The organism is Sphingomonas segetis, from assembly GCF_009720245.1.
GTDB classification, from domain to species: domain Bacteria; phylum Pseudomonadota; class Alphaproteobacteria; order Sphingomonadales; family Sphingomonadaceae; genus Sphingomicrobium; species Sphingomicrobium segetis.
Window position 1 is genome coordinate 1 of sequence record NZ_WJSQ01000091.1, and the last position, 10,641, is coordinate 10,641.

16 protein-coding genes are annotated in these 10,641 nt (G+C 66.0%); 8 read left to right on the forward strand and 8 right to left on the reverse strand.

Annotation, left to right across the window (positions count from 1 at the left end; genetic code table 11):
- Nucleotides 1–93: 93 nt before the first annotated feature.
- On the reverse strand, nucleotides 94–573 hold the full coding sequence (locus GH737_RS09685) for a hypothetical protein (RefSeq protein WP_155264624.1): 480 nt from the start codon (nucleotides 571–573) through the stop codon (nucleotides 94–96).
- A 137-nt stretch (nucleotides 574–710) separates the two neighbouring features.
- Between GH737_RS09685 and GH737_RS09690 the strand changes: the two genes are divergently transcribed.
- The 6 genes from GH737_RS09690 to GH737_RS09715 all read left to right on the forward strand — a co-directional run bounded on the left by GH737_RS09690 (nucleotide 711) and on the right by GH737_RS09715 (nucleotide 5,767).
- Nucleotides 711–2,468, forward strand: a complete 1,758-nt coding sequence (locus GH737_RS09690) for a TIR domain-containing protein (protein ID WP_196233086.1) — start codon at nucleotides 711–713, stop codon at nucleotides 2,466–2,468.
- A gap of 59 nt (nucleotides 2,469–2,527) precedes the next feature.
- Nucleotides 2,528–3,205 (forward strand): DUF2306 domain-containing protein, encoded by a 678-nt coding sequence (locus tag GH737_RS09695; RefSeq protein WP_155264626.1) that lies wholly within the window; start codon nucleotides 2,528–2,530, stop codon nucleotides 3,203–3,205.
- A gap of 13 nt (nucleotides 3,206–3,218) precedes the next feature.
- Nucleotides 3,219–3,824, forward strand: a complete 606-nt coding sequence (locus GH737_RS09700) for a hypothetical protein (RefSeq protein ID WP_155264627.1) — start codon at nucleotides 3,219–3,221, stop codon at nucleotides 3,822–3,824.
- Nucleotides 3,825–3,930: 106 nt separating this feature from the next.
- Nucleotides 3,931–4,746, forward strand: a complete 816-nt coding sequence (locus GH737_RS09705) for a class I SAM-dependent methyltransferase (RefSeq protein ID WP_155264628.1) — start codon at nucleotides 3,931–3,933, stop codon at nucleotides 4,744–4,746.
- The gene (locus GH737_RS09710; RefSeq protein ID WP_155264629.1) at nucleotides 4,743–4,922 is read left to right on the forward strand and encodes a hypothetical protein; all 180 of its coding nucleotides are present in this window, start codon (nucleotides 4,743–4,745) and stop codon (nucleotides 4,920–4,922) included. Before GH737_RS09705 ends, GH737_RS09710 begins: the two co-directional genes overlap by 4 nt.
- Before the next feature lie 107 nt (nucleotides 4,923–5,029).
- Nucleotides 5,030–5,767, forward strand: a complete 738-nt coding sequence (locus tag GH737_RS09715; RefSeq protein WP_230558739.1) for a hypothetical protein — start codon at nucleotides 5,030–5,032, stop codon at nucleotides 5,765–5,767.
- On the opposite strand, the gene GH737_RS09720 is transcribed toward GH737_RS09715, so the two are convergent.
- The 5 genes from GH737_RS09720 to msrB form a co-directional block, all read right to left on the reverse strand.
- Nucleotides 5,764–6,000 (reverse strand): hypothetical protein, encoded by a 237-nt coding sequence (locus GH737_RS09720; protein ID WP_230558740.1) that lies wholly within the window; start codon nucleotides 5,998–6,000, stop codon nucleotides 5,764–5,766. The two genes, GH737_RS09715 and GH737_RS09720, sit on opposite strands and share 4 nt — an antisense overlap.
- On the reverse strand, nucleotides 6,001–6,246 hold the full coding sequence (locus GH737_RS09725; RefSeq protein ID WP_155264630.1) for a cold-shock protein: 246 nt from the start codon (nucleotides 6,244–6,246) through the stop codon (nucleotides 6,001–6,003).
- A gap of 348 nt (nucleotides 6,247–6,594) precedes the next feature.
- Nucleotides 6,595–6,756: a hypothetical protein gene (locus GH737_RS09730; protein WP_155264631.1), complete on the reverse strand. Its 162-nt coding sequence runs from the start codon at nucleotides 6,754–6,756 to the stop codon at nucleotides 6,595–6,597.
- 113 nt (nucleotides 6,757–6,869) lie between these two features.
- A complete protein-coding gene (locus tag GH737_RS09735) occupies nucleotides 6,870–7,718 on the reverse strand; it encodes a trypsin-like peptidase domain-containing protein (protein ID WP_155264632.1) in 849 nt (282 codons plus the stop codon).
- An 8-nt stretch (nucleotides 7,719–7,726) separates the two neighbouring features.
- Nucleotides 7,727–8,221: a peptide-methionine (R)-S-oxide reductase MsrB gene (msrB, locus tag GH737_RS09740; protein ID WP_155264633.1), complete on the reverse strand. Its 495-nt coding sequence runs from the start codon at nucleotides 8,219–8,221 to the stop codon at nucleotides 7,727–7,729.
- A 53-nt stretch (nucleotides 8,222–8,274) separates the two neighbouring features.
- On the opposite strand from msrB, the gene GH737_RS09745 reads away from it, so the two are divergent.
- On the forward strand, nucleotides 8,275–9,471 hold the full coding sequence (locus tag GH737_RS09745) for a S1 family peptidase (protein ID WP_230558741.1): 1,197 nt from the start codon (nucleotides 8,275–8,277) through the stop codon (nucleotides 9,469–9,471).
- Here GH737_RS09745 and panD read toward each other — a convergent pair.
- Nucleotides 9,455–9,874 (reverse strand): aspartate 1-decarboxylase, encoded by a 420-nt coding sequence (panD, locus tag GH737_RS09750; RefSeq protein WP_155264634.1) that lies wholly within the window; start codon nucleotides 9,872–9,874, stop codon nucleotides 9,455–9,457. The genes GH737_RS09745 and panD overlap by 17 nt on opposite strands.
- Before the next feature lie 268 nt (nucleotides 9,875–10,142).
- On the opposite strand from panD, the gene GH737_RS09755 reads away from it, so the two are divergent.
- The gene (locus tag GH737_RS09755) at nucleotides 10,143–10,430 is read left to right on the forward strand and encodes a PspC domain-containing protein (RefSeq protein WP_155264635.1); all 288 of its coding nucleotides are present in this window, start codon (nucleotides 10,143–10,145) and stop codon (nucleotides 10,428–10,430) included.
- A 24-nt stretch (nucleotides 10,431–10,454) separates the two neighbouring features.
- On the opposite strand, the gene GH737_RS15305 is transcribed toward GH737_RS09755, so the two are convergent.
- On the reverse strand, nucleotides 10,455–10,641 hold a 187-nt coding region (locus GH737_RS15305), incomplete at its 5' end, for a DUF6975 family protein (RefSeq protein WP_420853440.1).

The following is a 10,641-nucleotide window of genomic DNA, read 5'->3' on the forward strand; positions in this document are numbered from 1 at the left end:
CCGCACGCCCCGCCAGCGCATCGTCGTGGACCGGCGTGTAGGCGCCCGCCGGCGCCGCCGCGGCCGCGGCGGCCGCGAGGAGCAGCACCAGGCTCATCCGAAGCCCAGCACGGTTCCGAAGAACAGGCCATTGTACGGCGGCGGGTAGTGGTGCCTGAACTCCTCCAGCGTCTGCCGGACGACGCGGTCCTTGGTGTTGGAATAATGGATCACCGAGCCGTTGCTGAACACGCCGACATGCTTGGTCGGGTGGTTGTCCATGGTCTTGGTCTTGAGATGGACATTGCCCGGGTGGGTGATGAACACCAGGCATTCGAGCAGAGTCGCCTGCCGATCCGCCCAATGACCGACCTGGTGGCAGCTGGCGAACAGCTCGTGGACTCGGACCGAAGCGCCGTCGTGCTTGCCGCCGGTCTGTTTCTTGCAGGTGTAGCCGACGCTCAGCCCGAGCGCGTGCGCGACGAAATGGGCACAATGGTTGAAGCTGTCGTCGGTGTAGCCGTTGGCGCAGAAGTCCTTGACGTTCTTGTCGAGGTACTGGGGTGCAGCAGACCAGTTCGGCGCCTGAGCCATGCCCGCCTCCATCGCGTGAGCCGCCGATGTTACGGGACCCGCAACCCTCCATCAATAGCGGCGGGGTGCCAAGCTTTCACTTGCCGGACTTGGCACCCAGCAGGTACACGGGCGCGAACTTTCGGGGCAATGCCCGCGTGACGGATGTATTCATCTCCTACGGCCGTTCGACCGAGGCGCAGGCGCATGCGATCGCCGACGCCCTGCGCTCGCGCGGCTACGAAGTGTGGCGCGACGACGAGATCCCCGCCAACCGCGCTTACAGCGAAGTCATCGAGGAGCGGCTGACCACCGCCAGGGCCGTGGTCGTGGTGTGGTCGGCCGAAGCTGCGAAATCGCACTGGGTGCGGGCGGAGGCCGACCGGGCGCGCGAGGCGGGCACGCTGATCCAGGTCACGGTCGACGGAACCCTGCCCCCGCTGCCGTTCAACCAGATCCAGTGCAGCAGCCTTGCCGGGTGGAGCGGCGACACCGCGTCCGACACCTGGAAGAAGCTCGAGGGAGCGGTCGCTTCGCTGGTCGGGAAGGGACCGGCGGGGGCGGACGGAAAGGCGGATCAGGAGCGCCGCTTTTCGGTCTGCGTGCTGCCGTTCATCAACATGAGCGGCGACCCGGAGCAGGAATATTTCAGCGACGGGATCTCCGAGGACATCATCACCGATCTGTCGCAGATTTCGGCGCTGTCGGTGGTCGCGCGCAACACCTCCTTCAGCTTCAAGGGAAGCGCCCAGCACCTGACCAAGATCGCGCGCGAGCTCGGGGTCACCCATGTCCTCGAAGGCAGCGTCCGCAAGGCCGGCGACCGGGTCCGGATCAACGCCCAGCTGATCGACGGCCTCGCCGGCGACCATATCTGGGCCCAGCGCTACGACCGCGACCTGACCGACATCTTCGCCATCCAGGACGAGATTTCCAAGGCGATCGTCTCGGCGCTTCAGCTCAAGCTCCTGCCCAAGGAAAAGAAAGCGCTCGAGCAGCGCGGGACGTCGAGCGCCGACGCTTACAATCTCTACCTGATGGCGCGCGAGCTGTGGATCACCGGCAGCTTCGGCGACATCCGCCGAGACGAGACGATCGTCCGGATTTGCGAGCAGGCCACCGCGCTCGATCCCAATTACGCCAAGGCGTGGGCGCTGATGGCGCTCGCCCAGACCGAGCTCCGATTCTGGCACGAAAAGCCCGAAGACGCGCTGTCGACCGCCGAGCGGGCGCTCGCAATCGACCCCAATGTGCCCGAAGCGCATTGCGTGCGCGCTCGGTACCTCAGCGAGCAGGACCGGCTGGAAGAAGCCAATGAGCAGATCGAGATCGCGCTCAAGCTCGACGCCGATTCGTGGGAGGTCAATCGCGAGGCGGCGCGGCTGTTCTTCCGCCAGGGCCGCATCGCCGACGCAATCCCGTTCTTCGACCGGGCGATCCAGCTCAGCGAGACCGACTACAGCAACGCCAACATGCTGCTGTGCTGCTACGCCGGCATCGGCGACAAGGTCGGCGAGCAGCGCGCCGCGCGCATCGCGCTGGAGCGCGCCGAAAAGGTGGTTTCGAGGGAGGCGACCAACGGCGCCGCCCTCGCCGTCGGCGCCATGGCGCTTGCCGCTCTGGGACAACGGGACCGTGCGATGGAGTGGATTCAGCGCGCGCTCCTGGTCGCGCCGGACAATCTGACGATGCGCTACAATCTGGGCTGCCTCTATTCGGCGCAGCTCAACGACGCCGACGGCGCGGTCGAGGTCCTCGCGCCGTTCTTCGAGCGGATCCAGAGCCACTCGCACGTCAGCCACGCCGACGTCGACCCCGATCTCAACGCGATCCGTAATGACGTGAGATTCGAACAAATGGTCGCCCAGGCCAAAACGCGTCTCGGGATCGCCGCGCAAACGGCGGCAGCGGAATGAGCGACAGGGGCAATTGACGCCCGCTTCAATCTTCTGAACAAAAGCTCGGGGGGCGCACGATGGCGTCAGAAGCTCTGCCGGTCCGGAAACAACGCGCGCTTTGGGGCACGCGCAACGGAGCGCTCCTCGCCGCCGCTTTGCTGTCCGGCGCGGTCGCCTGGTGGATGATCGCCTGGCCGGTCGCGATGCTTTCCAACGTCGCGGCTCACCAAGGCCATTTCGCGCTGACCTTCGCCCACATGGTCGGCGGCACGGCCATGCTGTTCCTCGGCGGCCTCAATCTCTATCTTGCCGCCCGCAACGACAATTTCCCGCTGCACCGCCGCGTCGGGCAGGCCTATCTCGGGTTCGGGACGTTCGGGGCGATCGTCGCGATGATCATCACTTCGACGCCCGCCCACAAGCCGGCCGGCAGCCCAATCCTGACGAGCGCCACCGTGTCGCTGCTCATGCTCGCGGCAGCCTGGCTGTGCTTTGCTGCGTTGGGCTGGCGCGCCGCCCGCAACCGCCGGTTCCAAAGCCACGCGCACTGGATGGTGCGCAGCTACGTGCTGGTCTGGTCATTCGTCTTCTGCCGGATCGCCTCGCGCGTGGTCCCGCTCGACGCCGACACCTTCATCTGGCTGTCGTGGGTCGGACCGCTGATCCTGTGCGAGATGGTGCTGCATTGGGACGAAGGCGCAGCCAAGGCCCCGCGCCGCCAGCACGTGCCGCCTCGGGCCGCTCGCGAGCCCTGAACTTCAGGCGTGCATGGACAGGTTCAGCTTCTTTTTTGCTTTCTACGGGCTGATCCTCGGCCTTGCCGTGACCGAACTGCTCGGCGGCTTCGCGCGGATGGTGCGGGCCAAGGCGCTGAGGCAGCTCGAGGCGCAGACCGCGCTTCTCGCGCTCCTCACCTTCATCGTCATCTGCGCGACATGGATCGACGCCTGGAACACGCTGACGCAGATCTCGCTCGATTTCGAGGCGCTGGCGGCGCCGATCCTGCTCGCCACCTTCTACTTCCTCGCGGCGGCGGTAGTGTTCCCTAGCGACCCAGCGGAGTTCGGCCAGCTCGCCGCGTATTACGCCGACCGCAAGCGCTTCGTGGTGGCGATGCTGCTCGCTGCCGAGGTGCTGGTGACCTTCACCTTCCGCGGCATCATCCTCGATATGATCCAGAACAAGCCGGCGATTTTCTGGCTGTGGTTCCTGCCCTACAATGTCGCGATCAAGGGTTCCTACGTGGCGCTGCTGTTCGTCCGCGGACGCACAGCGAACGTCATCCTGCTGGCCGTTCTGATCCTGCTGTTCATGATTCCCTATTGGGAAAACAACGCGATCGCGGGCGTGATCGCCCGTCACTACGGCTATTAGGGGAAATGGCGACGATCACAGCGCTTGCGTTGATCATGCGGTTCAGCCCCGCCTTTTGCCGGCAATTTCGTGTCGCGCCTCCGCTAAAATCGTGTAGCTCGCCGCCATGCAGATGAGAAAGCAGCAATCCGCCAGCGAGCCCGACCCCGACCGCCTCGGCCTTCCGCCGGAAGACGAGCTGGTCGCCGCGGTCAAGGCGCTCGCCCCGAAAGAGGAGGCGATCGCGCTCACGCTCGACGCGCTCGAGACCGGCATTTTCCGCCACCCCGACGGGCGCACCGACGATCTCCAGACGGTCCGGCTACAGCCGGGCGAGGTCGGCCTCCTCGCGCATCTCGCCCGCGTATGCCCGAAGCCTCTCTCGATCGAGATCGGCTTCGGAATGGGCTCGTCGGCCTCGGTGATTCTGGGCACGAGGCGCCTCGAGCGAAAGCCGTTCGCCCATCTGATCTTTGACCCCTTCGGGCTCTCCAACAACCGCGGCAAGATCGTCCAGGCCTATCTCCAGGCGCGCTTCCCCAAGGCGTTCCGGCGAATCATGAAGCGCTCGGAAATCGGGCTCGGCGCGCTAATCGAAAAGGTCGGACGCGGCGCCGCCGGCCTGATCTTCATCGACGGCGGGCACCGGTTCGAGAACGCGATGACCGACTTCGTCCTGTCGGACCTGTTGTGCTGCCAGGGCGGCTACATAGTTTACGATGACGCGCTCTATCCGGCGATCGAGACAGTCATCAATTATGTGATCGCGAACCGGCCCGATTATGCGGTGGCCCATCTTGCCGTCGCCAATACGACGATCCTCAAGAAGATTGGCCCGGACAAGCGCGCCTGGGACGCGTTCAAGCCGTTCGAGGTGCCGCAGCGCGAAGACTGGACGCCGCGCCAGCCTGCGGCGGCGGCGGCGGCGCGCAAGCGTTCATGAAGAGCTACCAGGTCTACAGCATCGATTCTCAGGGCGTGATCTCCGGCGAGCGCCGGATCGACGCCGCGGACGACGCAGCCGCCGTATTCACGGTGAAAGCGATGCAGCGGCCGCTGGAAACGCAGATCTGGGATGGCGACCGGCGCGTGGCGAGGATTGCCGCGCACCAAGGCTAGAGTGTTGCTTTCACTCGCGGTTCAAGTGCGGCTCGACTAAAGTCCGGATCGAACTCGACGCAGATTGAAAAGCCCGCAGCCCAGACGTGTCCGCCTACCGGCCCTCTTTGCCCTACGAGCGCCCGCCGCTCCGCCGCCGCGCCTCCGGCTTCGCGCTCGCGCTCGCGGTCAATCTCGCCTTGCTGCTCGTGCTGATGGGGCTGGGCAAGTTCGCGCCGGTCGGGCCGCCGCCGAGGCGCGGGCTGGTGGTCGACCTTCTGCCCGAATCGCGCAAGGCCGAAGCGCCGGCGAAGGTGCGCGTTGAGCAGAAGACGGCCGAGCATCCGCGGGCCGCGCCGCAGCGCAAGCCGCCGCCCATCGTGCTCCCGGCCAATCCCACGATCGCTCTGCCGCCGCCGCCGCCACCCTCACCGGCGACGCCGTGGATCGAGATGAACAAGGAGGAAATGGCGGCCGCCGACATCGGCCAGCTGCCCAAGTCCGGTGCAGATTCGGGCGCCGGCGATTCGCCGGTTGTCGGGCACGGGCCCAATGGAGAGGTGCTGTATGCCGCCGAATGGGCGCGCCACCCGACCGACGCGGAGCTGGGCGGATATCTGCCGGCCAACGCGCCCGAGGGCTATGGCCTGATCGCCTGCCGAACCATCCCCGGGAACCGGGTCGACGACTGCATCGAGCTCGGTCAGGAGCCGCGCGGCTCGCACCTCGCGAGCGCGGTGCGCCAGGCGGCCTGGCAGTTCCGGGTCCGGCCGCCGCGCAAGAACGGACGTCCGCTCGTCGGTTCGTGGGTGTCGATCCGAATCGATTATCTGAATGGCGGCGGCGGCCGCCGTCGCGGGCTTTAGGAGTCGACCCGAGGCATGGCGGGCTCGGCCATGGCGGCCTTGCGCTCGGCTTCCTCGATCCGAAGCTGCTCGCTTCGAAGCGCCTTGTCGGCAAGCGCGGTCCAGGCTGCTTCGGAGCGGCGGCAACGCTCGCGCACGTGGTCAAGCGTTGCCGCATCGGCCTCGGCCCGCGCCTGTTCGGCGCGGGCGAGGAAGAATTGCAGGTTCGTGCCTCTGATGATCGGCCCGGCCAATTACTCGGCCTGGTCGGCCGGTTCGTCGCTCGCGGCTTCGTCGGCGGGCTTGAGGTTCACCGCGGCCATCTTGCCGCGGCGGTCCTCCTGCAAGTCGTAGCTTACCTTCTGGTCCTGGCGCAGCGTGCGCATGCCGGAGCGTTCCACGGCGCTGATGTGGACGAACGCGTCATTGCCCCCACCATCGGGAGCGATGAAGCCGTAGCCCTTGTTCTCGTTGAAAAACTTCACCGTTCCGGTGGTCATCTCATTTTCCTTCCAGTGCGGGACCAAAGTGCGATCCGCTTCGTGCTAGGAGCGACAAGAGAAGGAGAGAGGAGCCGCAAAAGCGCCTGAAACCGTCAATTTGCGACTAATAGCCAAGTCCATATGCCCCCTTCCGACAGAAATTGTAAGACTTGGCTGGAATCGACACGGTTAAAGCCTGTGAACCCTGTTCGCTCACCGCTCGCTAACGGGCGCGGGGTTAACCCGGACTCGGTAGCGTCGCTGAACTTTAGCGAGCTCCGGCGGCGCTGCCACCAGACGTAATGAGCCCTGCCCGCAATTCCCTTCGCATCCCGCGGGCAGGGCAATCGTCCGGCCGCCGCACGATCACTCACGCAGCATGAAGCCCTCGCCTCGGCGCTTCAGCCGCGCTTCGTAATCTTCCGCAAGCTGCTCCAGCGCCTCGCGCATTTCCTCGTCGGTCAGGAACTTCGCAAGCCTGCGGCAGCGTTCGATTGTCTCAATCAGCTCAGTGCGTTCATCGTCCATGGGTCACCGTCCACGCGTCGACGCGACAGCTCCCACGCTCGAATGGCCAACGTTAAAATTCGGATCGGAGTTCCATCGCCCCGGCCTCGCAACGACCAGCCGAGCCTCGGGAGCTACTGAGCCGCAACGCGTTTCTCGGCCTGCGAGAGGACCTTCCTCACGTCGTTGCTGGGGATGGCGAAGCCGATCCCGACATTGCCGGCGGAGGCTTCGCTGCGGCTCGGGCTGAACAGCGCCGAGTTGATTCCGATCACCTTGCCGTCGAGGTCGATCAGCGGCCCGCCAGAGTTGCCCGGATTGATCGGCGCGTCGGTCTGGAGGAAGCGGCGCGGATCGCCGCGGCCGAGCGGACGGTCGGTTGCGCTGATGATCCCGCTGGTGACGGTCTGGCCGAGGCCGAACGGATTGCCGATGGCAACCACATAATCGCCGACCTCGAGCGTGTTGCTGTCGCCGAGCGGCAGGGCCGGCAGGTCCGTGGCGTCGATCCTCAGCACTGCGATGTCGAGCTGCGGCGCGAGCACCACCGGGTCGGCGGGCAGCTTGCGCCCGTCCTTCAGCCCGACCTCGACCGCCCTGGCATTCTGCACGACGTGGAAGTTGGTGATGACGAGGCCCCGCTCGCCGTCGACGATGACCCCGGAGCCGGCGGCGATCACCGGCTGCAAGGCGGCGTCGGGAATGCCGGCATAGCGGCGGAAGAAGGGATCCTGGAGGAGCGGGTTCTGCTCCGCCGGCGACGGCTGCAGGGTCGCGATGTTGACGACCGCAGGCGCCGTCTTCTTGACCAGCGGCGCGAGGCTTTCTTCAGGCGACGCGGCGAGCGCACGCGGCTCGGCCGCGGTCGTCGAGCCGACCGGAAGCAACCGCGCAACGACCCCGCCGATGACCGCGGCGATCAGCAGGAAGGCGAGCAGCAGCAGGAACGGGATTCGCGGGCTTGCGCGGCGCGGTTCGGCCATTCTTGTTGTTATCCTTTGACCGTTTCACCTTCGGGCGCGCCCCTGCCGAGCTTGTCGGGCAGCCGCTCTCCTTGGGGAGTGAACGCGAGGCTGACCGAATTGATGCAATAACGCTCCCCGGTCGGCGGCGGACCGTCCGGGAACACGTGCCCCTGGTGCGCGCCGCAACGGGCGCAAACGATCTCTATGCGAACCATGCCGTGGCTCGTGTCGCGGATCGTCCTGAGATGGCTTTCGGCGAATGGATGTGTGAAGCTCGGCCAGCCGGTGCCGCTCTCGAACTTGGTGCCGCCGTGGAACAAGGGCAGGCCGCACAGCCGGCAGGTGAAGACTCCGGGCCGCTTCTCCTGCAGGAAGACTCCGCAGAACGGCGCCTCGGTGCCATGGTCGAGCAGGACGTGACGCTCCTCGGCGGCGAGTTCGGCGACGAGCGCGTCGAACTGCTGCGGGCTCGGCGGCGTGAGGTCGAAAGCGGTTGTGGCGGTCGAGGCGGTGGTGGCCATGAGTGAGCTCCTTCAGATGGCGTTTAACATGGGGAGGCAATGAGCGCCTGTCGATGCGCCGCGCTCTCCCCCTCGTCCTGATTGCACTGGCAGCGCCCGCCGCCGCGCAGGCCGTGCAGTCGCGCGACGAGGCGCTTGCCGAGGATGCGTTCCAGTATGCGGCGCAGTTCGCCGTCGCTCCTGACGAGGCAATGCGGCGGCTGAAGGCGCAGCAGGACAGCGTTCCGGCAACGGACGCGGTCGCGCGCGAGTTCGCCGACCGGCTCGCCGGAATTTCGGTCGAGCACTTACCCCAATATCGAATCGTCGTGCTCCTGACCGGCTCAGAAGCCGTGTCGGATCGCAGCGCCGCCGGCGTGCCGGTGGTGTTCAGGACGGGGGCGAAGGCGACGCACGGGCAGGCCGTCGCGGCGATGCGGCGCCACTTGATCGACTTCAGGAGCGAACTGCCGGGCGCGCGCGGTGCCGGTTACGATCAGCGGAGCGGCGAGGTCGTGCTGCTCGTCACACCGGAGGATGAATCGCGTCTGGGGACCGAGGCAATCCGCCGTCGCGCCGAGGAGCTCGGCGGTGTGCCGGTGCGGGTCGTCGTCAACCGGCTGATCGAATCGAACATGAGCATCGGCGGCGGAGAGGAAGTCGTCGGAATCGATTCGCTGACGAGCCGCAACAGCCGCTGCACTACCGGCTTCGTGGTCACCAACGGCGAAATCAGCGCCATCACCACGGCCGCCCACTGCCCGGACCAGCTGACCTACGTCGATGCCGAAGACGGCACCAGCACGATGCTGCCGATGATCGGCTCGTGGGGGCTCGGCTACCAGGACGTGCAGATCAACGGCAGCGCCAATTCGCCTGGCCCTTTGTTCTACGCCAACCGCGGGGCGGGCTCACAGCGGCGAGTCGATACCTGGCGCAACGTGTCGAGCACCCGCGCCGGCGACTTCGTCTGCCATTACGGGGTCAGCTCGGGCTACAACTGTGCAACAGTCGAGCTGACCGATTACGCGCCGCCCGGCGCACTGTGCGGCGGCCCCTGCTCGCCCACGTGGGTGACGGTCAGAGGCCCTTCGTGCCAGACCGGCGATAGCGGCGGCCCCGTGTTCAGCGGCAATGTCGCGTTCGGAATCGCCAAGGGCATCAACCGCGACGAGGCCGGCCGCTGTCTCTTCTATTATTTCATGTCGACGGATTATCTGCCGTCGCCGTGGCGGCTCCTGACGACTGGAGACGTTATTTCGCGCCGATGAGGTCGCCCCTGACCTGGTCCGATCCGGGCACCGGCTCGGCGGGATCGTTGCCCAGCTTCACGATCCGGTTCTTTTCGTCGACATGGACCACTAGCGGCTCCAGCGCCCGCGATTCGGCGTCGCTCAGAATCGCATAGCTCATGATGATCACGAGATCGCCGGGATGAACGAGATGGGCGGCGGCACCGTTGATTCCGATCACGCCACTGCCGCGTTCGCCCGGGATAACATAGGTTTCGATCCGCGCGCCATTGGTGATGTCGACGATCGCAACCTGCTCGCCCTCGAGCAGATCGGCGGCCTCCATCAGCGCCGCGTCGAGCGTCACCGACCCGACGTAGTCAAGGTCGGCCTGAGTTACCGTTGCTCGGTGAATCTTCGACTTCATCATGATCCGCATCATCGGATCGCGGCTCCTCCAAGCGTCCGGCCGTGGCCGTTCGGCGGCGTCTCCTAGTAGATTTGCATCCGTTCGTCGATAATCAATGCTGCGCTGCAATATCGCACTTGCAGCACCCGGCCGGAATTCCCAATTGTTTGCGCTGCAAGTGGCGGAATTTCCGAACCGCGCGAGCCACTACGTGTGTATCGCGTTGATATTCTGCCATTTTCGAATTTGGCATAGCTCTTGCTGTGTAAGAGCCACGAGCATTTGCCAAGTGGAGTGAACAATGGAAGCGCAAGAAACTCAGGTCGCCCTGCCCCTTCGGTCGCACACGATTTTGGGCGTGTGCGAAGCGATCGGCGAGGATTTCGGCTTCAACCCGGTGATTCTGCGCGTCCCGTTCGCCGCGAGCGTGCTCTACAGCCCGACCTGGGCAATCGCCGCCTATTTCGCGTTCGGCGCGGTTGTGCTTGCTTCACGCCTGCTCTTCCCGAAAGCCAAGTCGGTGACGGCGGCGGAGGTGGTGGAGGATCCCGCTTCGCAGGAGCGGCAGGAATTCGCACAAGCGGCGTGAAGGGCGTGGCCCGAGCGCCGCTGCTCAATATTCGCCGCGGGCTTCCGCGCGGGCTTCGAGCAGGTCGAACAGCGCCCGGTGCTGGAGCAGCAATTGCTCGCCGCCAAAGGCGAGTGCGCGCGCCGAGCCGGGGCTGACGGCAGCGCTGTCCACGATGGCGACGACGGACGCTTCGTCGGGCAGCGAGGGTGCCGGGGCCTCGTTCCCGAGA